This window comes from Rhodococcus sp. DMF-1 (assembly GCF_021441945.1).
GTDB classification, from domain to species: domain Bacteria; phylum Actinomycetota; class Actinomycetes; order Mycobacteriales; family Mycobacteriaceae; genus Rhodococcus; species Rhodococcus ruber.
This window is the reverse complement of record NZ_CP090442.1, coordinates 840,690-864,060: the sequence shown is the minus strand read 5'-3', so window position 1 is coordinate 864,060 and position 23,371 is coordinate 840,690. Positions and strand designations below refer to the sequence as shown.

General features: G+C 71.5%; 20 protein-coding genes, 1 pseudogene and 1 riboswitch. Of the genes and pseudogenes, 10 read left to right on the top strand and 11 right to left on the bottom strand.

Going from position 1 to position 23,371, the window contains the following annotated elements:
- Positions 1-53: 53 nt before the first annotated feature.
- Complete coding sequence (locus LZP97_RS04005) at positions 54-704, top strand: hypothetical protein (protein ID WP_040275857.1); 651 nt, start codon at positions 54-56, stop codon at positions 702-704.
- 239 nt (positions 705-943) lie between these two features.
- Here the strand turns inward: LZP97_RS04005 and LZP97_RS04000 are convergent, their stop codons facing one another.
- The 6 genes and pseudogenes from LZP97_RS04000 to LZP97_RS03975 all read right to left on the bottom strand — a co-directional run bounded on the left by LZP97_RS04000 (position 944) and on the right by LZP97_RS03975 (position 6,510).
- Positions 944-1,222 carry an MGMT family protein gene (locus LZP97_RS04000; protein ID WP_230831839.1) on the bottom strand — a complete coding sequence of 93 codons (279 nt, stop codon included), beginning with the start codon at positions 1,220-1,222 and terminating at the stop codon, positions 944-946.
- Between the two features lie 21 nt (positions 1,223-1,243).
- Complete coding sequence (locus LZP97_RS03995; protein WP_040275852.1) at positions 1,244-1,453, bottom strand: DUF2945 domain-containing protein; 210 nt, start codon at positions 1,451-1,453, stop codon at positions 1,244-1,246.
- Between the two features lie 123 nt (positions 1,454-1,576).
- Positions 1,577-2,248, bottom strand: coding sequence for a sterol desaturase family protein (locus LZP97_RS03990; RefSeq protein WP_010595813.1), 672 nt, complete (start codon positions 2,246-2,248; stop codon positions 1,577-1,579).
- Positions 2,245-2,979, bottom strand: a complete 735-nt coding sequence (locus LZP97_RS03985) for a FadR/GntR family transcriptional regulator (RefSeq protein ID WP_040275960.1) — start codon at positions 2,977-2,979, stop codon at positions 2,245-2,247. The genes LZP97_RS03990 and LZP97_RS03985 overlap by 4 nt, the downstream gene beginning before the upstream one ends.
- A 186-nt stretch (positions 2,980-3,165) precedes the next feature.
- Positions 3,166-4,850 (bottom strand): annotated as a pseudogene (locus LZP97_RS03980) (transposase).
- 118 nt (positions 4,851-4,968) lie between these two features.
- A complete protein-coding gene (locus tag LZP97_RS03975; RefSeq protein ID WP_010595811.1) occupies positions 4,969-6,510 on the bottom strand; it encodes a carboxylesterase/lipase family protein in 1,542 nt (513 codons plus the stop codon).
- 112 nt (positions 6,511-6,622) lie between these two features.
- A riboswitch (TPP riboswitch) is annotated at positions 6,623-6,721 on the top strand.
- On the opposite strand from LZP97_RS03975, the gene LZP97_RS03970 reads away from it, so the two are divergent.
- The 4 genes from LZP97_RS03970 to LZP97_RS03955 all read left to right on the top strand — a co-directional run bounded on the left by LZP97_RS03970 (position 6,714) and on the right by LZP97_RS03955 (position 10,018).
- Positions 6,714-7,433: a TenA family protein gene (locus LZP97_RS03970; protein ID WP_017680393.1), complete on the top strand. Its 720-nt coding sequence runs from the start codon at positions 6,714-6,716 to the stop codon at positions 7,431-7,433. Its footprint overlaps the riboswitch before it by 8 nt.
- Entirely contained in the window at positions 7,430-8,458 is a 1,029-nt protein-coding gene (locus LZP97_RS03965) for an ABC transporter substrate-binding protein (RefSeq protein ID WP_010595809.1), read from the top strand. The genes LZP97_RS03970 and LZP97_RS03965 overlap by 4 nt, the downstream gene beginning before the upstream one ends.
- Positions 8,439-9,233: an ABC transporter permease gene (locus tag LZP97_RS03960; protein WP_026137675.1), complete on the top strand. Its 795-nt coding sequence runs from the start codon at positions 8,439-8,441 to the stop codon at positions 9,231-9,233. Before LZP97_RS03965 ends, LZP97_RS03960 begins: the two co-directional genes overlap by 20 nt.
- The gene (locus LZP97_RS03955) at positions 9,230-10,018 is read left to right on the top strand and encodes an ABC transporter ATP-binding protein (protein ID WP_010595807.1); all 789 of its coding nucleotides are present in this window, start codon (positions 9,230-9,232) and stop codon (positions 10,016-10,018) included. The genes LZP97_RS03960 and LZP97_RS03955 overlap by 4 nt, the downstream gene beginning before the upstream one ends.
- Positions 10,019-10,024: 6 nt before the next feature.
- Here the strand turns inward: LZP97_RS03955 and LZP97_RS03950 are convergent, their stop codons facing one another.
- Entirely contained in the window at positions 10,025-11,398 is a 1,374-nt protein-coding gene (locus tag LZP97_RS03950; RefSeq protein WP_048772909.1) for a WS/DGAT/MGAT family O-acyltransferase, read from the bottom strand.
- Positions 11,399-11,691: 293 nt separating this feature from the next.
- On the opposite strand from LZP97_RS03950, the gene LZP97_RS03945 reads away from it, so the two are divergent.
- Both LZP97_RS03945 and LZP97_RS03940 read left to right on the top strand, forming a co-directional pair.
- Positions 11,692-12,687, top strand: coding sequence for an alpha/beta hydrolase (locus tag LZP97_RS03945; RefSeq protein WP_048772913.1), 996 nt, complete (start codon positions 11,692-11,694; stop codon positions 12,685-12,687).
- Positions 12,688-12,838: 151 nt separating this feature from the next.
- Positions 12,839-14,221 (top strand): T3SS (YopN, CesT) and YbjN peptide-binding chaperone 1, encoded by a 1,383-nt coding sequence (locus tag LZP97_RS03940; protein WP_048772915.1) that lies wholly within the window; start codon positions 12,839-12,841, stop codon positions 14,219-14,221.
- Positions 14,222-14,273: 52 nt separating this feature from the next.
- Here the strand turns inward: LZP97_RS03940 and LZP97_RS03935 are convergent, their stop codons facing one another.
- Positions 14,274-15,938 (bottom strand): protein kinase domain-containing protein, encoded by a 1,665-nt coding sequence (locus LZP97_RS03935; protein WP_017680396.1) that lies wholly within the window; start codon positions 15,936-15,938, stop codon positions 14,274-14,276.
- A gap of 147 nt (positions 15,939-16,085) precedes the next feature.
- On the opposite strand from LZP97_RS03935, the gene LZP97_RS03930 reads away from it, so the two are divergent.
- Genes LZP97_RS03930 through malQ form a run of 3 tightly spaced genes read left to right on the top strand, consistent with a single transcriptional unit; the run spans position 16,086 to position 20,689 of the window.
- On the top strand, positions 16,086-17,852 hold the full coding sequence (locus tag LZP97_RS03930; protein WP_228287166.1) for a sensor histidine kinase: 1,767 nt from the start codon (positions 16,086-16,088) through the stop codon (positions 17,850-17,852).
- Positions 17,849-18,514 carry a response regulator gene (locus LZP97_RS03925; protein ID WP_010595801.1) on the top strand — a complete coding sequence of 222 codons (666 nt, stop codon included), beginning with the start codon at positions 17,849-17,851 and terminating at the stop codon, positions 18,512-18,514. Before LZP97_RS03930 ends, LZP97_RS03925 begins: the two co-directional genes overlap by 4 nt.
- A gap of 48 nt (positions 18,515-18,562) precedes the next feature.
- A complete protein-coding gene (gene malQ / locus LZP97_RS03920) occupies positions 18,563-20,689 on the top strand; it encodes a 4-alpha-glucanotransferase (RefSeq protein WP_026137676.1) in 2,127 nt (708 codons plus the stop codon).
- 43 nt (positions 20,690-20,732) lie between these two features.
- Here the strand turns inward: malQ and LZP97_RS03915 are convergent, their stop codons facing one another.
- Genes LZP97_RS03915 through LZP97_RS03905 form a run of 3 tightly spaced genes read right to left on the bottom strand, consistent with a single transcriptional unit; the run spans position 20,733 to position 23,233 of the window.
- Positions 20,733-22,523: an AMP-dependent synthetase/ligase gene (locus LZP97_RS03915; protein WP_048772918.1), complete on the bottom strand. Its 1,791-nt coding sequence runs from the start codon at positions 22,521-22,523 to the stop codon at positions 20,733-20,735.
- A complete protein-coding gene (locus tag LZP97_RS03910) occupies positions 22,516-23,010 on the bottom strand; it encodes a MarR family winged helix-turn-helix transcriptional regulator (RefSeq protein WP_010595798.1) in 495 nt (164 codons plus the stop codon). Before LZP97_RS03910 ends, LZP97_RS03915 begins: the two co-directional genes overlap by 8 nt.
- Positions 23,011-23,053: 43 nt before the next feature.
- Positions 23,054-23,233: a hypothetical protein gene (locus LZP97_RS03905; RefSeq protein ID WP_234574979.1), complete on the bottom strand. Its 180-nt coding sequence runs from the start codon at positions 23,231-23,233 to the stop codon at positions 23,054-23,056.
- Positions 23,234-23,371 lie beyond the last annotated feature (138 nt).

Genomic DNA, 23,371 nt, shown 5'->3' with positions numbered 1-23,371 from the left:
CCCCGTTCCATTGCGCACGTCTGCGACCGGCCCGCGGCGGCTAGCCTCGAACCATGATGCTGGCGAACGCCTGCGAGCTGTATCGGGGCACAGGTCTCGTCGGCCAGCCCGCGGCCACCGTCAGCAGCCTGGCCTTCGTGGTCGCCGGCCTCGCGGTCCTCGCACGCCGGGGCACGGCGAGCGTCACCTACGGCCTGCTCGTCGTCGCGGTCGGCGCCGGATCCCTCGTCGCGCACGGACCGAACCCACCGTGGCAGGCGTACGCACACGACCTCCCGCTTGCGACACTGCTCGCCTACGTCGCCGTCGACGCCGCCTCCGACCGGTTCGGCTCCCGGCTGTCGCCGTGGTGGTGGCGCGTCGTTCCGCTGCTGATGGTTCCCGTCGTGGCCGCCGGGCCGTCGGTCTCCACCGGCGTGCAGGCGCTGCTGGCCGTCGTCGCAGTCGGACTCGCGCTCGACCGCGCCCGCATCCGTCCGGACCTGCGGCGGTCGACGATCGTCGCGGCACTGCTCCTCGCGTCCGGTGCCGTGCTGGGCACCCTCGGCGACCGGACGTCGCTCTGCCGGCCGAGCAGTATCCTTCAGGGCCACGCGCTGTGGCATCTTCTCGCCGCGGCCGGACTGTTTCGGCTCGCCCCCGCCATCGGCTCCACCGGGACCGTCACGGCACAGCGCATGCCCTCGCGGCCGGAAAGCGGCTGAGGGTGCGGCCACTGCCGGGACGAACCGAAGCCGGGTCGACCGACCCAGGAAGGGGTGGCCTGCCCGGACTGTCGGCGCCTGCACGACATGGAGCGTCGCGTCGTTCCCGAGCCGAGTCACCGGCACACGGCCTCGACAGGCACCCGACGCGAGACCGCCGAGCAGCAGTGACCCCGGCTCGCTGCAGCCGCGAGGCGGGGCCGGAATCGGACATCCGACCGGCAGCGTCGGGGCGATCGTCAGGCCGTCCCTCGCTGCCGAGCACGTTGCATGTCTACCCGCTTCCCCGAGACGGGGGTGCCCTCCTCGAGGAGCAGTGCCCACGCACGACCGCCGTGACACGAGGCCGTTGTTCCGTCGGCGTAGACGACTCGCCACCAGGGAATGTTGTCGTCGAGCATGCCCATCGCTCGGCCCACTTGTCGTGGACCTGCCCCGATTCTCCTGCCGATGTCTCCGTAGGAGGCCACCGAGCCCGGAGGGATGGCGAGGACTGCCTCACGGACAGCGTCGATCATGCTCATCGATATTCGGGTGCGCTACAGCTTGGTGAGTGCATCGCCCTTGTGCATCGCGATGTGATCGGTCTTGTCGCTCTTGATCTCGTACTGAGGGTGACTTTCACTGCACCGCCGAGTACGTCCCTTGAACTCCACGTCCTCGGTGTGCTTTGCGATGATGACGCCCTCGACGTATCCGGCTTCGGAGTTCCACCGGACATGGTCACCGACGGAGAAATCGCTCGCCACAGCCCCTCCCTGGTCTGGATGCTGGTTCTGGGGATGCTACCCGGTGCACGGTTTCGGCGACGGCATCACAAGGTCACCGCCTCTCGCCGGCAACCTCCCCGCGAGCGCGGTTCGCGCACCGGATCACCGGGTCGCGTGCAGGTTCCGGGCGGTCGGCGAGGTCTCGACCGTGGCCGGGTCCGGCTCGGTGCCGAGAATCCGGTCGGCGGTGCCGGCGGTGGTGACGGTGAACCAGTAGTGCTCGTTCTTGAAATGGTGGTGCCGGTGATGGCGCCACACCGCGCGGTAGGGCCGCGAGCCGGGGCGGTAGTCCGTGTGGATGAGGTAGTGCATCCACTCGTAGGTCAGGCCCAGGACACCGAGCGTCACCAGGAATGTCAGTCCCAGTCCGGGCCGGGGGAAGACCAGCCACGCGACGAGGACGAGCACCGGCAGCAGCCACGCCAGGGTCTGCCAGGGGATGAAGACCAGCGGCACGTCGCGCGGATCGCTGTGGTGTTCGCGATGCTTGCGCGCCAGCAGCGAGTCGAGCGTCAGCCCACCGATCCGGCGCGGCCGCCAGTGCAAGATGCCGACGTGGATGACCCACTCCACCAGCGGGAACACCAGCAGGGCGACCAGCGGGACCAGCGCGTCGGTGACCTGCCAGTCGCCGACGAGTATCCGTGCGACGACCGCAGCAGCGAGCAACCCGCCGATCATCCACGGCGACGGGTGCCGCACGAACTCGACGGCGGCGTCCCGCAGGCCGATCGAGGCGCGACGGCCCCGTCCCTCGGTCCGATTCGTGCTCATGTCCGGTTCCTCGCCTCTCCGTGTTCGGCCTGGTCGATGGCGGTGGTCAGGGCCGACGTGCCCAGGTCGAGCAGTTCGCCGGCGGCGTGCTCGGCGCCGTCCTCGTCGCACGCGACGATCGCGTCGGCGAGCCGTTCGTAGAGGTCGGCGCGCCCGACCTCGACGATCAGCACCCCGGCCATCGCGGTCATGGCCGGCTCGTACGCGTTGCGCAGGCTGTTGAAGATCAGCCGGAACGCGAGGGAGTCGGCGGCGTCGACGACGTGTTCCCAGAATTCGAGGGCGGCGACCTGCAGCGTGACGGGGTCGTCCCCCGCGGCGAGGCGTGCCACGGACTCGCGCAATCGGGGTTGCGTCTCGTCCGTCGCGCGGGTGGCCGCGAGGCGGGCGACCTGACGGCCGATGAGTTGCCTGGCTTCGAGGACGCTGCGGACGACACCCCAGTCGGGCCGACCGTCGCGCACGAGCAGCCGCGGCAGCAGTTCCGGCCCGGCCTGGGTGCGGAAATCGCGCACCGAGGTCGCCTCCCCCTGGCGCACCTCCACCAGCCCGGCGTGCGCGAGCCGAGAGAGGGCTTCTCGCACAGCGGGTCTCGACACTCCGAACGCCTCGGCGAGGTGGCGTTCGCTCGGCAGCGACACCCCGGCGGCGAGGTCGCCGCCGAGCACCCGGGCGGCGATCTGGTCGTACACCTCGCCGGAGGCGGACTTGCGGGCGATCGGCTCGAACATCACGACCCGACCGTAAGCCCCCATCCGGACAGAGGTCAAGTGGTAAGACCAGTTCCCACCACCGTCGGGAGTGGCCGAATGTCACATCGCGTCGGTCAGCGGGCTGTTGCGAAATCGCCGAGGGTCCGCGACCGCGAACCAAAGCGCCGGTCCCGGGGCGGGGTCTCCCGCCCCGGGACCACCGCCTCACACAGCGGCCGGCAACCCGCCCCCACCCACCGCAGCGAGGATCTTGCCGATGTTGTGCACCGCGGCATGAAAACTCCACTCACCACGGGCACGGACCAGTCCCCGGCCGGTGAACCGCCGAAAATTCAGATTGTGTTTGGCATGCCCGAACGGAGTCTCGGCAATGTGAGAACGCTTGCGGTAGGTGGCGATTCCCTCCTCGGTGCGCAACCGGTGGGCCATCACCTCGACCGGTGAAGCCTCGACCGGCGCCGCCCAGACACCGGTGTGTGCCGGGCCGCGTGTTCGAGGTGGCGGGCCTTGCCGCGGGCGATCAACCGGTCCGGTCCCGGCGCGGTGATGTTGGCTTCGGAGAAGTACCCGGCATCGGCGAGCAGCATCCCGATCCCCTCGCCGTCGGTGCCGTCGGTGCCGTCCGTATCGGCGGTGCCGGTGGGGCGGGCAGCGATGATCGACCCGGCAGCGGCCACCGCCGCCTGCATCATCGGCACGAACGTCGGCGCATCGGTGGGATTGGCCGCCACCGACACCGCCATGATCAGCCCGTCACCGCTGGTCACGGCCTGACAGTTGAACCCCTGCACCCAGCCGCCACCACGCAACGGTTGCAACCCGGACTCCGGGTCGGTGGTGTTGACCACCCGCTCGGGCCGGCCCTCGGTGTCGGCATCGGCTCGTGCCGCCGCGACCGCAGTCGCCGCCGCCGCTGCGGCGGTGGCACGAGCCAGACGTGCCCGGGCCTTGATCACCTTCGGGTCCTGCCCGGCCGGCCGGATCACCCAGCCACCGTATCGGTGGCCTTTCGCTGCCGCTTCGGCCCGCCGCTGCTCGTACCGCCGAACTTTCGCGGCATGGGCAGCCAGGGTCTTCTCCAACGCCAGTTCCGCTGCCGCGACCGCCGCCGAGGCGGGCGGGGCACCCATCGGCATCTGCCCGCCGCGGGCCTGCTCGAGATACAGACGGGCCGAGGTGTCCTTGTCGGCCCGGGCCTGCTCGTCGGCGGCGCGGGCAGCGTCGAGTGCGGCGATCGCCTCGCTGATCCGCGCTGCCCGTGACCGGGGGTCGGTCAACGCCGGTGGGACCGAACCGGGACCGCGGTCGCCGTGATCGTGGGGTTCGTCTTCGGCGGCATCGGTGGCCGCATGCGCGGCCACCGCTGCCGCCGCCACTGCTCGGGCGTGGGCGGCGGCTTCGGCCCGCACCGACGATTCGGTGCGGTTGGCGCCGGCCGAGGCGTTGGAGGCGATCTTGACCGAGTCCAACGCGATGGTCTCCAGCCGGCCCAGTCCCAGGGCTGCAGCCAGCAGCAGGACCTGGGTGAACAGGTCTTCGCAGGCGGTGGCGTGGGTTTTGCGGAACCGGGCGATCGTCACGTGATCGGGGATGTCCTGGGCGCAGATCACCCGGTAGGCCACGTCCTCGGTGCACAGCCGTTCGATGCGGCGGGAGGAGCGTTCCCCGCGGGACCAGGCCCACACCAGCAAGGTGAGCAGCATGTCCGGGTGGTAGCCGGCACGGCCGGCGCCACCGGTCTTGGCGGTCCGATGGAATGCGGTGGTGTCGATCCGGTCGATGATGTCGATGACCGTCCACACGGGATGGTCGGTGCCGAGCCAGTCGCGCATGTCCGGGGGGATCAGGAACTGCTGGTCACGATCGACGGGTCGATATCCTTTGGCCACCAACGGATTCTACACGAAACCGCAGGTCAGCCCCGCCGTGACATGACGGGGCCGACCCACGATTCTGCAACAACCCCTCAGACCGACGGAATGTCACATTCGGCCGCCCCCCGAGCGGTCAGCTGAAGCCCATCACCTGGTCGCCCCACACCTCGCGCAGTATCTTGTCGGGGTCCGGGACGAGGGTGTCGGTGTTGTCGATCAGGAGGGTCATGCGCTTGTCGGTGTCGTACGGCGCCCAGTGCCGGGATCCGTCCAGGGCGGCCGGCACGCCGTGGTGCGCGAAGGCCAGCCAGCGACGCTGGATCCGGCCCGAGATCGTCGTCGCAGCCTTGCGCCCGCCGAGCCAGAACGTGGGATCGCGATCGAGCGTCCCGAAATTGCCGAAGACGTAGGGCAGTTCGGTGGCATGGCCGGCACCGATCCGTGCCGCCTTGAGCATCGGGGTCGCATGGTCGAACCGGTACACCCACGTCGGCGAGTGGGCGCTGTGCGCGTCGGCGATCCACACCACCGGCATCCGGAACCCCGCGTCCCGCGAAAGAGCCATCGCCCCGGACGTTTTCGTGACATCCGGGTACGCGGAGATGATCTCCGCGATGCGGTCGGGCGGCAACTCCGGGTGGTCCTCGGCGAGGGCGTCGAGCATCGCCTGCACGGAGGCGTCGCTCACCGGCATCAACGGCGACTTCATGAAGCGGAAGATCGACGGCTCGTCCTTGTTGGAGCCGATGATCAGGGGGATCCGGTGCGCGAGCCCCTTCTGGAACGCCGCCACCGGATACTTCGGCACCAGGTCGCGATCGACCACGGGCGCCATCGCGAGCGTGCCGGGGAACTTCGTGGGGATCTCGCCGACGAGCACGTCCCCCGCATCGGTCAGCGCCTCGTGCGGCATGTCCCGCAGCGCCCACACCCGCGCCGGGGTGAGGTCGAGGATCTCGAGGTACCGCTCGGCGACCCGCGCAGCCCGCTCGGACCCGTACGCCGACGTCGCCGGCGGGCTCTGCGCGATGGCCCGGTGGAACAAACCCTCGGCGCGGGGCACGGTCATCAGTGTGGTCAGCGACCCGCCACCCGACGACTCGCCGAACACGGTGACCCGGTCGGGGTCGCCTCCGAACGCGGAGATGCAGTCGCGGACCCACTCGAGCGCGGCGATCTGATCGCGCAGCCCCACATTGGATTCGAAGGTGGTCCCGGCGGTCGAGAACGACGAGAAGTCGAGGAACCCGAGCGCGCCGAGCCGGTAGTTGACCGTCACCACGACGACGTCGCCGCGCTCGGCGAGCAACCGTCCGTCGTAGATCCGCTGACCCGAGTAACCGAGGACGTAGGCGCCGCCGTGGATCCACACCATCACCGGCCGGGGCTCCCCGTCCGGCTCCGGCGCCCAGATGTTCAACGAGAGGCAGTCCTCACCGATCGTCAGCCCCGGATCGATGGGGATCGGGTTGTTGCGTCCCTGCGGCGCGATGGGCCCGAAGCGCCGCGCGTCGAGCACGTCGGTCCACGGCTCCGGCGGTTCGGGGGCGCGGAACCGGAGGTCGCCGGACGCCGGCGCGGCGTACGGGACTCCCTTCCACGTGTAGACGGAGCCGTCGCGGTAGCCGCGTACGTCGCCGTACTTGCAGCCGACGATGAGCGTCTCGGCGTCCACGGTTCCTCCCGAACGAACGGTCTCGGGCCAAGGTACCAACAACAGACAGGTTGCATGCGGAGCCCGGTGGCCCGGGCGGCGGAGGCGGTCTGCGCCGAGTGCTATCGTCGGCTCCGTAGACACGGGGTGCTCCGCACATGCGCGGGGCTGAGATCACACCCGTCGAACCTGATCAGGTAATGCTGACGAAGGGATGTCCTGGCATGACCATGCCTGCCCGCGCGTCGGTCCCGGCAGGGACCGACCGCTTCACCGATCTGCTGTGGGACCGGACCAAGGTCCTGCGCGAGGCCATCGACGACCTCGAGTTCCTGCGCCGCCTCGGCGACGGGACGCTGCCGCTCGACGCGTTCCGCTTCTACATCGAGCAGGACGCCCTGTACCTCGCCGGGTACGCCAAGGCACTCGCCCTGCTCGCGGCGAAGGCCCCGGACCCGGGCACCGCCGCGTTCTGGGCGAACAGCGCGGCCACGGCCGCCACCGAGGAATCCGCCCTGCACCGGGGTCTGCTGACCGGTGGCGTCCTGCCGCCCGCCGAGGACACCCCCGCGCACTCGCCCGCTTGCCTCGGCTACGTCTCCTATCTCACCGCCACCGTCGCCACCGACCCGTATCCGGTGGGCGCCGCCGCGGTACTCCCCTGTTTCTGGATCTACGCCGAGGTCGGCCGCGACCTCGCCGTCCGCGCCGCCGACGTGCTCGCCGCGGATCCCGCCCACCCCTACGCCCAGTGGGTCACCACCTACGACGCGCCCGAGTTCCATGCCGCGGTCGCCGGCGCCCGTGACCTCGTCGACGCCGCGGCGGCAGCCGCCACCGACGCCGAGCGCGACGCCATGGCCGAGGCGTTCACCATCGCCACCCGCTACGAGCTGCTGTTCTGGGACACCGCGCTCAACACCCAGGAGTGGCCGGCCTCATGACCACGCTCCCCCGGCTGCGCCGCCGGTTCACCGTCCTGGCCGCCGTCACCGCCGCGCTGCTGCTCACCGCGTCCTGCGCCGGGAACGGCGACGAGTCCGGCGACACCATCCGATTCGCCCTGGACTGGACGCCGAACACCAACCACACCGGCCTGTACGTCGCCCAGCAGGAGGGCCTGTTCGCCGACGCCGGTCTCGACGTCGAGTTCCTGCCCTACAACAACACCACCCCGGACACCCTCGTCGACGCCGGCAACGCCGAGTTCGGCATCTCCACGCAGGCGCAGGCGACGTTCTCCCGGGCGGCCGGCTCGCGCACCGTCTCGGTGCTCGCGCCGCTGCAGCACTGGGCGACCGGCATCGCCGTCAAGGCGGACCGCGCCGACCTGACCCGGCCCGCGGACCTCGACTCCCGCACCTATGCGGGCTTCGGCGACCCGGGCGACGAGGAGACGCTCGCCCAGGTGATCCGCAACGACGGCGGGCGCGGCGACTTCACCTCGGTCACCCTCGGCACCTCCGCGTACGAGGCCGTGTACTCCGGCACCGCCGACTTCACCGTCTCCTACCTGGCATGGGAGGGCATCGAGGCCGAGCACCGCGGGCTGCCGATGCGCTACTTCCGCTACACCGACTACGGGTTCCCCGACGCCTACGCGATCGTGGTCGACGGCAACGAGGACTGGCTGGCCGAACACCCGGACCAGGCCCGGGCCTTCGTGCAGGCCGTCCAGCGGGGCTACGAGATCGCCGCGCAGGACCCCGACCGCGGCGCTCGCGCGCTGATCGAGGCGAACCCGGGGGCCTTCTCCGACGAGGACCTCGTCTACGAGAGCCAGCGGATGCTGTCGACCGACTACCTGCGCGACGAGAACGGCCGCGTCGGCACCCTCACCCTCGAGCGATGGACCGGGTACTCCCGGTTCCTGTTCGAGAAGGGCCTGCTCTCCGGTCCCGACGGCGCACCGTTGACCACCGAGCCGGACTGGTCGACCTACTTCACCGATGACTACCTCACCCCCTGACCCCACCCGCAATTCCTGGGCGCGGCGCGTGGCCCCGGCCGCGCTGACCGTCGCCGCGCTGGCCCTCGGCTGGCAGCTGTACGTGGCGGTCAGCGGCATCCGCCCGCAGGTGCTGCCCTCCCCCGCCCGGGTCCTCGAGCAGGGGTGGGCGCACCGCACCGACATCGCCGGTCACGCCTGGTCGACGCTGCAGGTCACGCTCGTCGGCTTCGCGGTGTCCCTGGCGGTCGCCTGGGCGCTGGCGATCGTCGTGGACTTCTCGCCGTGGCTGCGCCGGGCCCTGGTGCCGCTGTTCGTGGTGTCGCAGACCCTGCCGATCATCGCGATCGCGCCACTGATGATCATCTGGTTCGGATTCGGGCTGCTGCCGAAGATCCTGGTGATCGCGCTCGCCACGTTCTTCCCCATGGCGATCGGCCTGATCGAGGGCTTCGCGGCCGCGGACCGGGAGGCGGGGGCGCTGCTGCGCAGCATGGGCGCCTCGCGTCGGCAGGAGTTCCGGTACGTGCGGCTCCCGTCGGCGCTGCCCCGATTCTTCACGGCGCTGCGCATCGGGGTCACCTACGCCGTGGTCGGCGCGGTCTTCGCCGAGTACGTCGGCGCCACGTCGGGACTCGGGATCTACATGAGCACCCAGAAGAACTCGTTCCGGACCGATCTGGTACTCGCGGCGGTGCTCGTCACCGCGGTGCTCTCCCTCGCGTTGTACCTGCTCACCTATGCCGCCGAGCGGGTGGTGGCCCCGTGGGCGCTGGCGACGAGGAGCCTGCGGTGAACGCCGTCGCCGTCACCGGCGTGCACAAGGCGTTCGATGGGCGCACCGTCCTCGACGGCGCCGAGTTCGCGGTGGCCGACGGCGAGTTCGTCTCGCTCATCGGCCCGAGCGGCTGCGGCAAGTCCACCCTGTTCGGGCTGGTCGCCGGCCTCGACGTGCCCGACACCGGCGCCGTCACGGTCGCCGGTCGGCCGGCCGCACCGGGACGCGCCGCGCTGATGCCGCAGAAGGATCTGCTGTTCCCGTGGCGCAGCGTGCTCGACAACTGCGCGCTCGGCCTCGAGGTCCAGGGCACGCCCCGCGGTGAGGCGCGGGACCGGGCACGAAAGTTGTTCCCCGCCTTCGGTCTCGCCGGGTTCGAGGAGGCCGCGCCGCGGCAGCTCTCGGGTGGGATGCGGCAGCGTGCGGCACTCGCGCGGACCGTCCTGCAGGGCCGCGACGTGCTGCTGCTGGACGAACCGTTCGGCGCCCTGGATTCGCTGACCCGCACCGAGATGCAGTTGTGGCTGCAGCAGGTGTGGCAGCGCGACCGCTGGACGGTGCTGATGATCACCCACGACGTGCGGGAGGCGCTGCTGCTGTCGGATCGGGTGCTGGTGCTCACGCCCCGCCCGGCGCGGGTGTGCCACGAGGTGTCGGTGCCGCTGCCGCGCCCCCGGGGCCTGGACGCGCTGACGTCTCCGGAGTTCGTGGCGCTCGAAGGCGAACTCGTCGACGTCCTACACAGCACGGGCGCGCGGGGTTCGACACCCCAGGACCCGCGCAGCTCGTCGCTGCGGGACTGACACCGCTCACGAAATATCTAGTGCGAGTTCGAGTTCCGTGAGGGCGTCCTCGAGATGTCCCAGCAGTCGCTGCAGTGCGGGGACGGTGCGGCGGCACCCGACCACGCCGAAGTCGACGGTGTCCGCGGTGTTGGTCAGCGTGATGTTGAGCGCCTGACCGCTGAGCACGACCGACACGGGATAGATGCCGTCGAGCCGGGATCCACCCCGGTACACCGGTTCCCGAGGTCCCGGCACGTTGGAGATGATGAGGTTGAACGGTGGCGGCGCCAGGGCGACCGCGCCCGAGATCGGTGCCAGCGCGAGTCCGGCGATGTTGAGCGCCGACCACACCGTCGCCTGCAGCGGTGTCATGCCACCGAACAGGGTCTTGCCCTCCGCCATCGAGTCGCTGACCGTCGACAGCCGGGCGAGTGGATCCTCGAGATGGGTGCCGAGGTTGCACAGCGTGACCCCGACGCTGTTGCCGCCCGAGGCCGATTCGGGGGTGTCCTTCGCGCGTAGCGACACCGGGACCATCGCGATCAGCGGGGTCTCGGGCAGCGCCTGCCGTTCGAGGAGGTACGCGCGGATGGCCCCGGCGCACATGGCGACGACGACGTCGTTGCTCGACACACCGGCCGCGCGCCGCACCCGGGTGATGCGTGCGCGGCTCCAGGACTGCGCCGCGAAACGTCGCGTGCCGTCGATCGGGACGTTGAACATCGACCGCGGGGCCTCGTACGGCAGTGCGACGCGGCGCCCGCCGAGCACGGTCCGCGCGATCCGCAGCGCGACGGGTGCCGCACTGATCACGTCACCGGCCACGGAGCGCACCGTACCGACGGTCGACGTCCGCTCTGGCGTCCCGGATCCGTTCCCGGATCGGGGGCGGGGCGGCAGGTGCCACGGCGCCGGGAAGTCGCGCACACTCGGGTCGACGGTGTAGGTGCGCTGCAGCAGCCGCAGCCCCGAGACCCCGTCGAGCAGCGCGTGGTGCATCTTCGTGTAGACGGCGAACCGGCCGTCGGCGAGCCCTTCGATCAGGTGCGCCTCCCACAGGGGCCGGTGCCGGTCGAGCAGCCCACTGTGCAGGCGGGAGACGAGGGTGAACAGCTCGCGGATCCGCCCCGGTGCCGGCAACGCCGAGTGCCGGACGTGGTACTCGAGATCGATCTCGTCGTCGACGGTCCACCAGGTGTAGCCGAGACTCGACACCGGATCGGCCGGTCGCTTGCGGAACAGCTCGTCGACGTGCGCGTCGGCGACGAGCCGGTTGTAGAGGTCGGTGACGTACCCCGGTCCGGCGTCGGGCGGCGGGGTGAACAGTTCCAGCGAACCGAAGTGCATCGGGCGCTCCCGCGACTCGGCGAGCAGGAACATCGAGTCCGTCACCGGCATGTACCCCACGGGGACTGCCCCCTTTCGTCCGCCGTCGCATGCTGGGATGGATCGTACGTCGGCCCCGCCCATGCCGTACCGAATCGGTAACAGAAAGGCCTGCGACCTGCGAAAACCTCGATGTCCGGTCTCCATCGAGTCACGGTGCTTCGCCCCGGCGGATCGTCGTCGTACTGTCGATCAACCGACCCGGACGAACGTTGCGAAAGCCACGGCGGACGGGCCGCGGAGGACGAGCCGGAGCCGACGACGAGTGCAGCTCCGCCCGAGCGGACGAGGACGAGGAGGTCCCGGTGACGAGCACCGCGTCGAACCATCCTTCGTTGTCGTATCCGCCCGTGCCGCGGCCGGTGCTGCGGCGTGAGATCGCCGGGGTGAGCATGCCGTCGCAGGCCCTGACGTTCTCGGTGCGCAGCACCGTCAAGCCGGTCATCGACGCGTGGGCGCGTGCCCCGCACCTGCCCTGGCCGACGGGCGTGGTCGACCGGCTCGCGTTCCCCCTCAAGCCGGTCCCCGGCACGCACCGGCATGCGGTGCGGCTGCCGTCCTGCCGCGCCGAGTTCCTCGCCGCGCCGGGCGCCGACGGCTCCACCGCGATCCTGTACCTGCACGGCGGGGCGTTCCTGGTGTGCGGGCTGACCACCCACCGGCAGATGGTCTCCCGCATCTCGTCGGCAGCCGGGGCCCCCGTGCTCAGCGTCGCCTACCGCATGCTGCCGGGGCACCCGATCGAGAGCGCGGTCGAGGACGGCATCGAGGGGCTGCGGTGGCTGATCGCGCACGGCTACCCGGCCGAGCGGATCGTGGTGGCCGGCGACTCGGCGGGTGGATTCCTCACCTTCCAGGTCACGCTCGAGGCGCTGCGGCTGGGCCTCGGCCGTCCGGCCGGCAACGTGGCGCTCTCGCCGCTGACCGACCTCGACACCCGCGGCAAGCTCGCGCATCCCAATTCGTATCGGTGCGCCCTGTTCCCGCGCCGCGCCGTTCCGGCCCTGGCCGACGTGATCGCCCGCATCGACGCCGCCGCCGGCGGGCCTGGTCCGCGCGCGGTGTCCCCGGTCGACGCCGACCTGACCGCCATGCCGCCCACCCTCATCCAGACCGGTTCGGAGGAGATGACGTACGTCGACGCCGAGCTGATGGCCGCGCGTCTCGCGGGCGCGGGTGTGCACTGCGAACTGCAGGTGTGGGAGCGGCAGGTGCACGTGTTCCAGGCCGCGGCGGGCATCGTGCCCGAGGCGGGACGGGCCGTCGCGTCGATCGGGGTGTTCGTCCGCAGCCTGCGCTGACGGGTCGGCTGCCCGCAGCCTGCGCCGACGGCGACCCGGGCGGCCGGATGTTCCGGGCCCGCCACCGAGTGATGCTGCCCGCCCGGCGACTGTCGGTCCCCCCGGCTAGTGTCGTCACACGGTCCCGCGACAGCGGAAAAGGGGGTGGATCGTGACCGACACCGAGAGCCGATTCGACCGCGACGTCGACCGGTCCTGGAACGAGTTCCGGGCACGTCTCGCCGACCACGTGGCGGCGATGAGCGACGGCGACGGGCTGGTCCTCGAGCCACTCGTCGAGGAGGACACCGGCCCGGCCGGACCGTGCGTGCAGTTCTACGCGTGGGGTGAGGGCCAGGTTCGGTGCGAGGTGCCGTCCAATGCCCACCTCGACCCCGATCGTCGTCTCGGCCCGGGCGACGAGGCGTTGCTCGCCGAGCTCGGCTGGCGCGCACCGTCCCGGGGACCCGACGACCCGGAGGACGGCGGGTCGCCCGCCTACTGGATGGACCGGCCCGCGGCGTGGGCGGACCAGCTCGCGGCCGTCGCGGTGACGGCGCTGCGGCGGGTGTGGGGGGTGCCGCATCCGCTGTTCCTGCGCACCGACACGTTCGGCACCGGCCGGGCCGACTTCGAGCTACCCCCGCCGGCCGAGGAGATCCCGCCGCAGGCTGCGCTCCCCCTCGCCGTCCAGACGGCGGGCGAGGAGCACGTACGCGAGCTGATCGAGTCGACACTGCGCGAGCGGATCGGCGACGTCCCGCTGTGGGACGAGGACGGCGACCTGGCGTTGCGGGTCGCGGGGATGGTTGTGTTCGTCGGTGTCGGACCGCACGAGCGCACCGTCGACGTGTTCGCCCCGATCGTCCACCAGATCACCGGACGTACCCGCGCCGCCGAGGTCGTCGCGGACCTCAATCGGCGGTGGCCGCACCTGAAGTTCGTGCTGGTCGAGGACCGGGTGGCGGTGGCGGCACACCTGCCCGCGTCGCCGTTCGTGCCGGCCCACCTGCTGGTCACGCTCGACCTGGTCGTGCAGTTCCTCGAGGGACTGGACGAGGGGTTCGGCACCCGTCTCGGCGGCGAGCTGCTGCACGAGATCGACCACGACGGTGTGCCGCCGCCCGCGGACGAGCTGCCGCCGTGGACGGCGGAGTCCGAGGCGGATCTTCCGTTGACGCTGCTGGCACTGCGCGACTTCCATCTCGACGGACAGGTGGCGGTCGAGCCCCGCACGGTGGCCCGCATGGCCGACGACGAACCGGACCAGCTGCTGCGCTTCCTGCGGATGAGCGTGGACGCGCAGGTGTGCTGGCAGGCCGAGGCGATGGGACGCGCCGCGGCCGGGGACGGCGCCGGTACCGCACGGGCCGAGGCGAAGGCGCAGGAGTGGGAATCGACCTGCCGGTCGCTCACGGCGGCGATGCGGCTGCTCGTGCCCCCGGCCGGCACCACCGGGAAACGCCGGCGCCGGCGCCGGTCGTCCCCGCCCGAGCAGATCGAGCTGTTCGAGAATCCGGACGAGCCGACCCTGTTCGACGAACTTTCCGACTGAGCACCTCACGCCGGCCTTCCGTTTCCGAGGGTCGGGCCGTGCCCGGGACGGCTCAGGGCGTGGTCGCCTCGAGGTGCTTCAGCACGGCGAGGACGCGCCGGTGGTCCTCGGGTTCGGGGTGCAGACCCAGCTTGAGGAAGATCGCCCGGACGTGCGCCTCGACGGTGCGTTCCCCGAGGAACAGGGCCGCCCCGATCGCCCGGTTCGAGCGGCCCTCGGCCATGAGCGCGAGGACCTCGCGTTCGCGGGTGGAGAGCGTGTCGATGGGACGGCTGTCGCGGTGCGGGCGGGCCACCAGCCGGCTCACCACGCTGGGGTCGATGGCCGAACCGCCCCCGGCGACCCGGTGCAGGGTGTCGACGAACTCGTCGATGTCGGCGACCCGATCCTTGAGCAGGTAGCCCAAGCCGGCGGCCCCGTCGGCGAGCAGGTTCATGACATGGTCGGTTTCCACGTACTGCGACAGCAGCACCACCGCGGTGTCGGGGTGGTCGGCTCGGATGGTCGCGGCGGCACCGATGCCCTCGGTGGTGTGGGTCGGGGGCATCCGGATGTCGACGACGGCGACGTCGGGACGTTCGTCGGCGACGAGAGCGAGCAGGGTGGCGGCGTCACCGGCCTCGCCGACGACGTCGATCCCCTCGTCGCACAGCAGCCGGGAGATGCCCTCGCGCAGGAGTACGGAGTCGTCGGCGAGCACCACCCGCAGGGGTGCCGCACTGTCGCCGCGCCGTGCGGCGCGCCGCGTCGCGGCCACCTGGGTCGGTGCCGCGGCGTCCACCGCCACCGTGCGGGCCAGCGTGTCGTCGCCCGCCGCACCGGGAACCGGGGTGGGGACGGTGGCCGTGGCCTCGGTGGCGAGGGCATCGCGGGCGGCGGCGGTGAGTTCCCGGCAGGTGCCGTAGCGGTCGTTGCGGTCCTTCGCGAGCGCGCGCGCGACGACGGAGTCGAACGCGGTCGGCAGGTCGGGCCGGGCCTCGCTCGGCCGGGGTATCGGGCTGCGGACGTGCCCGTGCCACAGCTTGGGCAGGGTGTCACCGGAATACGGGGGCCGGCCGGTGAGCAGGTGGTAGAGGGTGCAGCCGAGCGAGTAGATGTCGGTGCGGTGGTCGAGCGCGACGGTGGTGTCGAACTGCTCGGGTGCGGCGTTCTGCAGACTGCCGACGAACGTCCCCGTGCGGGTGAGCCCACTCGCCTCGTCGAGGGCCTTGGCGATGCCGAAGTCGGTGAGCAGGACCCGTTCGGGCTCGCCCGGACCGGCGGGCTCGGCGAGCAGGATGTTCGTCGGTTTCACGTCGCGGTGCAGCACCCCGGCCTGGTGCGCATAGTCCAGGGCCTTGCCGATCTCGCAGACGATGTGCACTGCCCGCTCGGGTGGGACGGGGCCGTGCCGGAGCAACGCGGCGGCGGTGGTGCCGGGGACGTACTGCATCGCGATCCAGAGCCGGCCGTCCTCGCAGCCGCGGTCGTAGACCTGGACGATGTTGGCGTGTTCGAGCCGCGCGGCGTGGTCGGCCTCGAGTTCGAAGCGGGCCCTGACGCTGTCGTCGGCGGTCAGGACCGGGTGGAGCAGTTTGAGGGCTACCTTGCGTGGCAGGTGCGGGTGCTGCGCGAGGTAGATCGACCCCATGCCGCCCGCGCCGAGCAGCCGTTCGATGGTGTATCCGGCAAACACCGAACCCGGCCCGGGAGCCCCGTTCCCGTTCACCGCCACCACCTCCCGAAGCGGCCCGTCTCCTCTATTCAACCCCTCGGGGATCGTCGGCGGAACCGAGGCCGAATCCCAGATGTTCGAACAGTGCCAGCACGGTGGTCGGCCGGGACCCGAAGCGGGATGCTGAGAGCGAGGATCGGAGGCCTCGTCGTGAGTCGTCGAACATTGCCGGCGGTCGTCGCCGTGACCACCCTGCTGGTTGTCGGGGTGGCGGTGGTGTCGGTCGATTGGCCGGGCGGTCCGCCCGCGGGACCGGCGGAGCTGATCGCGTTCCTCGCGGTGGGCGTCGCCTTCGTCGCGGCGGGCGTCGTCGCGTGGCAGAGCCGGCCGGACGACAACACGGGACGGCTGATGGTGCTGGCCGGATTGTTGTGGCTGGTGAAGGGGGGCGCCGCGGCCCGCAACCCGGTGGTCTTCACCGTCGGGGCAGCGCTGACGGTGATGTACCTGCCGGTGTTGATCCACGTACTGCTCGGCTTTCCGACGGGACGACTGACCCGCAGGTGGGAACGGTGGTTCGTGGGTGGCTGCTACGTGTACTTCCTGGCCTCGGTGCTGCTCGACCTGATGTTCTACAACCCCTCCGTGATGATCGGCACCGACCGCTTCACCGCACCCAACCTCCTGCTGGTCCGGGACGATCCGACGATCTTCGCGGCGCTGCAGCTCGTGTTCGGAGCGGTGGCCATCGGCATCAGTGTGGTCGTGATCGGCGTGCTGCTGGCCCGGTGGCGGTCGGGCTCTCCGGCCTATCGGGCCGCGTTCGCACCCCTGTGGATCGCGGGGATCCTGGGGTTCGCCACGGTCATCGGCACCGGGCTGGTCACGGCGCGCTCGTCCGGCGTGGGGAACGTGTGGACGGCCTACGTGGGCTACCTGGCGACCGCGCTGTTTCCGATCGCGGTGCTGGTGGGGTTGTGGCGTTACCGGGTGGCCCGCGGGGCGGTCAGCGACGTGATGGTCGAGGTCGGTGCGGCCCCGCTCGGGGAGGAGTTCGTCCACGCGCTGCGCAAGGCGCTGCGCGACCCCGGTCTGGTCCTGTGGTCGTGGTCGCCGCGGTCGAACAGCTACCTCGACGCGCACGGGGACCCGCAGCGCCTGCCCGGCGGCGGCGACCCCCGTGCGGCGACCGTCCTGGAACGCGACGGCGTCCCGGTCGGGGCGCTCGTGTACGACCGGTCGCTGCGGCATCAGCCGCAACTGCTCGCGGCGGTGCGCAGCGCGGCGACCCTCGCGCTGGACAACCAGCGGCTCCAGTTCGAGTTGCAGGCTCAGCTCGCCGAGGTCCGCCGGTCCCGGGAGCGGATCGTCGCCGCCGGGGACGCGCAGCGGCGGCGACTCGAACGCAACCTGCACGACGGTGCGCAGCAACGCCTGGTCGCTGCGACGATCCTGTTGCGGCGCGCGCAGCGGACGTCCCAGCCGGAGCGCAAGCAGGAGTTGCTCACCGAGGGCACGGCCGAACTGGACTCGGCGCTGGTGGAGCTGCGGGAACTGGCCCGGGGCGTCTATCCGCCGGTGCTGCAGGAACACGGTCTCGCCGCCGCGCTGACCGCTCTGGCCGAGCGTGCTCCGCTGCCGGTGGAGATCGTCGACACCCTGACCGGGCGAGCTCCCGCGTCGATCGAACTCGCCGCCTACTTCATCGCCGCCGAGGCGGTCGCCAATGCCACCAAGCACTCCGGCGCCACGCACATCGAGATCGACCTCCGCCGGGACGGCGGGATGCTGCGGATGGTCGTCACCGACGACGGGTGCGGCGGTGCGACGCTGACTGCCGGCGGCGGTTTGAGCGGACTGAGCGACCGCGCCGCGGCCCTCGGTGGGGTGCTCGGGGTGCACAGTCCCCCGGGGGGCGGGACGACCCTGACGCTGTCGCTTCCCCTCACCGCCGGGACATCCGGGGAGCCGTCATGAACCTGCGGGTGGTGCTCGCCGACGACTCCGCGGTGCTCCGCGAGGGCATCGCCGGCCTGCTGCGCGACGAGGGAATCGAGGTGGTCGGCCAGGCCGCGGACGGGCAGGGTCTGCTGCACCTGGTGGAAGAGCACCATCCGGACCTGGCCGTGGTCGACATCCGGATGCCGCCCACCCACACCACCGAGGGCATCGACGCCGCCCTCACCGTTCGCCGGTGCTTCCCGGGCACCGCCGTGCTGCTGCTGTCCCAGTACGTCGAAACCGAGAACGTCATGAACGTCTTCGCCGGCGGGACCGCCGGCCTGGGATATCTGCTCAAGGACCGCCTCTCCGACATCGACGGGTTCCTCGGGTCGCTGCACCGCGTCGCGGCGGGCGGAACGGCACTCGATCCCGACGTGGCCGGCCGGTTGATCTCCCGGCCGCACCGCGACCGGGGGGCCCTCGACGAGCTGTCCCCCCGGGAGCGGGAGGTCCTCACCCTCGTGGTCGAAGGCTGTTCGAACCGGATGATCGGAGCCGCCCTGGCCCTCGGGGAACGCTCCGTGGACGTGCTCGTGCGTGCCGTCTTCGACAAGCTCGGTCTGCCACCCGAGCCCGACGACCACCACCGTGTCCGGGCGGTGCTCGGCTACCTCGGCCCCACGGTCCGCAGCTGATCTCGCCAGGTCTGCCGACCCGTCCGCGACCTGGCATGATCGGGTGTCGTGACATCGACGGTGAAGCTGCGTGAACTGGCCGAACGATTCGGGATCGCCACCACGTACGTGGGGTGGGATCAGCAGGACCACTACGCGAGCGACGACACGCTGCGCCGGGTCCTGGCCTCCCTGGGGGTGCCCGCCGGCACCGAGGCGGAGATCGACGCCGCCCTCGCGGATGTGCCGAATCAGCCGTGGCGGCGGATGCTGCCGCCCGCGCTGGTCGTCGTGCAGGGCGAGGAGCACACCTTCCCCGTGCACGTGGCCCACGGTGATCCCGTGCGGGTGCAGGTGCGCACCGAGGACGGCGACGTCGTCGACGTCGCGCAGCGGGACGTGTGGGTCGATCCCCGGGAGGTCGACGGCCGGCTCGTCGGCCGCGCGACGTTCGCCGTGCCGGATCTGCCGCTCGGGTGGCACACCCTGCACGCCCGCAGCAACGACACCGAGGCCGAGGCCACCCTGGTGGTGACGCCCGCCCGCCTCGCCACCGCCGACCGGCTCCTCGAGCGACGTCGCCGCGGCCTGGCCACGCAGTTGTACTCGGTGCGGTCGACGCGGTCGTGGGGCGTCGGCGACTTCGCGGACCTCGCGGACCTGACGGCGATCACCGCCTCCGTGCACGGGGGTGACTTCGTGCTCGTCAATCCCGTCCACGCGGGCGAGCCGGAGCCGCCGCTCGAGCCGTCCCCGTACCTGCCGAGTTCACGGCGGTTCGTGCACCCGATCTACCTGCGGGTGGAGAACATCCGGGAGGCGGCGCTGCTGCCGCGCAAGCACCGCAAGACGCTCGAGGCGTACACCGAGAAGTTCGCCAAGTCGAACCGCAAGGACAAGCGCATCGACCGCGACACCGCGTACCGGGCCAAGCTGGAGGTGCTCGGGCACGTGTTCCGGGTGCCGCGCAGCCCGGCGCGGCAGGCACAGTTCGATGCGTTCCGCGCGGCGGGTGGCGACGCGCTGACCGACTTCGCGTTGTGGTGCGCCCTCGGCGAGAAGTTCGGTGAGCGCAGCACTCGCTGGCAGACCCTGGCGGCGACCCCGGACGAGCCGTACGTCACGCGCCAGCGGACCAAGCTGGCCGAGCGCATCGAGTTCCACTGCTGGCTGCAGTGGCTGTGCGACGAGCAGCTCGCCGAGGCACAGGCCACAGCGCGCGCGGCCGGCATGGACATCGGGATCGTGCACGACCTGGCGGTGGGTGTCCGGCCCGACGGCGCGGATGCCTGGACACTCGGCGACGCGCTCATCCGCGACATGACCGTCGGGGCGCCGCCGGACGACTTCAACCGGCAGGGTCAGGACTGGACCCAGCCGCCCTGGCATCCGGTCCGGCTCGCCGAGCTCGGCTACCGGCCGTACCGCGACGTGGTGCGCACCGCGCTGCGCCACGCCGGGGGCCTGCGCGTGGACCACATCCTGGGCCTGTTCCGCACCTGGTGGATTCCCGAGGGCTGCACGCCCGACCAGGGCACGTACGTCAAGTACGACCACGACGCCTTCATCGGGATCCTGGCGCTCGAGGCGCACCGGGCGGGCGCCGTGCTGATCGGCGAGGACCTCGGTGTGTTCGAGGGCTGGGTGCAGGAGTACCTGTCGCGCCGCGGCATCGCCGGGACGTCGATCCTGTGGTTCGAGCGGGACGGCGACGATCCGCGGCCACCGGAGAGCTACCGCAGGCTGTGCCTGACGTCGGTCACCACGCACGACCTGCCGCCGACGGCGGGTTTCCTTGCCGGAGAACACATCACGCTGCGTTCCGAGCTGGGCCTGCTGGAGCGGGACCTGGAGACCGAGGCCGCCGACGCGGCCGCCGAACGCGACGCCGTGCTGGCGGCGCTGCGGGAGCGCGGACTGCTCGACGCGGACGCCGACGAGCAGCGCACCGTCGAGGCGCTGCACCGGTTCGTCGCCGCGAGCCCGTCGGCGCTGATCGGGGTGTCGCTGGCCGACGCCGTCGGGGAGCGACGCAGCCAGAATCAGCCGGGCACGTCCGACGAGTACCCCAACTGGCGGATCCCGCTGGCCGACGAGAACGGCCGGACCGTGCTGCTCGAGGACCTGCCCGGCAACGCGCGGTTCGCGGCCCTGCTCGCCGCGGCGGCCCCGGAGTCGTCCGCCGACAAGGCCTGAACGCCTCGGGCCGGCTGCCGGGGATCCGGCAGCCGGCCGAGCGTCACTTCGCGTACATGCTCTCGATGTCGGCGGCGAACCGCTCGGTCACGACGTTGCGCTTGATCTTCAGCGTCGGCGTCAACTCACCGGTCTCCTCGGTGAGGTCCCGGTCGAGGACGACGAACTTCTTGATGGCCTCGGCGTGCGAGACCATGGAGTTGGCGTCGTCGACGATGGACTGCAGCGCGTCGTGCAGGGCCGGGTCGCGGCGCAGGTCGGCGATGGTGGCCGTGGGGGGCTTTCCGTTCTCGGCCTTCCAGTTGTCGAGCACCTCGGGGTCGACGGTGAGCAGCGCGGTGATGTAGCTGCGCCCGTCGCCGATGACGACGGCCTGCGAGACGAGCGTGTGCGAGCGCATCCGGTCCTCGAGCGGACCCGGGGAGACGTTCTTGCCGCCGGCGGTGATGATGAGGTCCTTCTTGCGGCCGGTGATGCTCACGTAGCCGTCCTCGTCGATCTCGCCGAGGTCGCCGGTGCGGAACCAGCCGTCGTGGAAGGCCTCGGCGGTGGCCTTCTCGTTGCGCCAGTAGCCCTGGAACACGACCCCGCCGCGCAGCTCGATCTCGCCGTCGTCGGCGATGCGGGTGCTGTTGCCGCCCATCGGTTGTCCGACAGTGCCGATCTTCTGGGCGCCGGGGACGTTCACGCTGTGCGCGGCGGTGCTCTCGGTCAGGCCGTAGCCCTCGTAGATCGGGACGCCGACGCCGCGGAAGAAGTGGCCGAGGCGGGGGCTCAGGGCGCCGCCACCGGAGATCGCGAACCAGCACTCGCCGCCCATCGCCTGCCGCAGCTTGGCGTAGACGAGCTTGTCGGCCATGTTGCGCTTGGCCTTGAGCGCGAACGACGGACCGCCGCGGTCGAGCGACTCGCTGTAGGCGATGGCGGTCTCCTCGGCGAACGCGAAGATCGCCGCGTTGAACCGGCCGCCGGCCGCGGCCTTGCGGGCCGCCGCGTCGCGCACCTTCTCGAAGACGCGCGGCACGCCGAGGATCGTGTTCGGGGCGTACCGCTCGAACTGGGCGGAGATGGTGCCGAAGTCCGACCAGTGCGCCTGCGCCGCACCACCTTCGAAGACGGCCAGCGACACGGCCCGGGCCAGCACGTGCGCGAGCGGCAGGAAGGTCAGGACCCGGCTGCCCGGCTTGGCGACCTCGCCGATCGACGCGGTGAGGATGCCGCGGACCTCGCTGTAGAAGTTGCGGTGGGTGAGCATGCAGCCCTTGGGCCGGCCGGTGGTGCCCGAGGTGTACACGAGCGAGGCGAGGTCGTCGGCGCGGATGCCGTCGAGGCGGGCCTGCAGGGTCGCGTCGTCGACGCCGGCGCCCTCGGCGATCAGCGTCTCCACCGCACCGCCGTCGATCCGCAGGGTGCGGCGCAAGGTGTCCGGCATGTCGACGAACAGCGCTTCGTGGCGTGCGGTCTCGACGACGGCGATGCCGGCCTCGGAATCCTGCAGGATCCAGCGGATCTGCTCGGTGGACGAGGAGTCGTAGATCGGCACGGTCGCGGCACCGGCGGCCCAGATGGCGTAGTCGAACAGCGCCCACTCGTAGCGGGTGGCCGAGAGCAGGGCGACCCGGTCGCCGGGCTGCACGCCCGCCGCGACGAGGCCCTTGGCGACCCCCGAGACCTGCTCGGCGAACTGCCGGGCGGTGACGGCGACCCAGTCCTCGCCCTCGGGGCGGGAGTACATCACGCGGTGCGGCGTCTTCTCCGCGTGCGTGAAGACCGTGCGGACGACCGATTCGTCGTCGCCGACGGTGAACTGGGCGGGGGTGGTGTACTCACGCACGAGCGTCTCCCTCGTTGTGGTCGGGGTGGGCAGTGGACCGGTGTTCCACTCCCTGGCGGAATCGGCGCAGCATGTCGACGAACCGGTCGATGTCGTCCCGGTCCCAGCCGGTCAGCGCCGCGCGGATCTCGTCGTGGCGTCCGGCGACGGTGCGGGCGAGGATCTCGCGGCCCCGGTCGGTGAGCCGGAGGGGATGGCCGAGCCGGGTGGGTCCGGCCTCGGCGTGGACCCAGCCGGCGTCGATGCAGCTGCGCAGTTGACGGGAGACGGTGGACCGATTCACGCTGAACGCATCCGAGATGTCGGTGGCTCGGCAGCCCGGGTTGCGGTCGATGAAGCCGAGCATCGAATGCTGCGCCAGGGACAGCACGTCGTCGTGGGCGCGCTCCCCCGCTGTGAGATGGCGAACCAGGTACACGAACTCGTCGTAGACCTCGGATACACCGGTCGCTGCGGACTGCGCCGCAACCTCCCGTTTGTGTTGCACGACGCAACTGTAAGCCCTGTGCCGCTCGACACCCCAATCGCCTCTACCCGCGGCGCCGCACACACGACTCGACGCCCCGATCGAGCACCCCGTCGCCGGCGCCGTCGACGAGCCGCACCGTCGCCGGCACCAGGCCCCGGCCGCGCTCGTCGAGACGCACGTCGTCGATCGCATCGGTGCCGGTCAGGGCGTCGCCGGGACGCCTCGGACGCCGGAAGCGCACCTCGCGCAGACCCGTCCGGCGACGACGCGCCGGCACCCGTACGCGGCCGCCACGCTCGGGCGCCGGGCGACGGCCCGGGTGTGGATCCCGCTGACGATGAGCCCGCCGACATGCCGCCCTCCGCGGCCGCGCGATCGG

Coding starts and splice junctions, on each gene's coding strand:
- LZP97_RS04005 (WP_040275857.1), top strand. CDS start 54: ATGATGCTGGCGAACGCCTGCGAGCTGTATCGGGGCACAGGTCTCGTC.
- LZP97_RS04000 (WP_230831839.1), bottom strand. CDS start 1,222: ATGATCGACGCTGTCCGTGAGGCAGTCCTCGCCATCCCTCCGGGCTCG.
- LZP97_RS03990 (WP_010595813.1), bottom strand. CDS start 2,248: ATGAGCACGAATCGGACCGAGGGACGGGGCCGTCGCGCCTCGATCGGC.
- LZP97_RS03985 (WP_040275960.1), bottom strand. CDS start 2,979: ATGTTCGAGCCGATCGCCCGCAAGTCCGCCTCCGGCGAGGTGTACGAC.
- LZP97_RS03970 (WP_017680393.1), top strand. CDS start 6,714: ATGACCATGCCTGCCCGCGCGTCGGTCCCGGCAGGGACCGACCGCTTC.
- LZP97_RS03965 (WP_010595809.1), top strand. CDS start 7,430: ATGACCACGCTCCCCCGGCTGCGCCGCCGGTTCACCGTCCTGGCCGCC.
- LZP97_RS03960 (WP_026137675.1), top strand. CDS start 8,439: ATGACTACCTCACCCCCTGACCCCACCCGCAATTCCTGGGCGCGGCGC.
- LZP97_RS03950 (WP_048772909.1), bottom strand. CDS start 11,398: ATGCCGGTGACGGACTCGATGTTCCTGCTCGCCGAGTCGCGGGAGCGC.
- LZP97_RS03925 (WP_010595801.1), top strand. CDS start 17,849: ATGAACCTGCGGGTGGTGCTCGCCGACGACTCCGCGGTGCTCCGCGAG.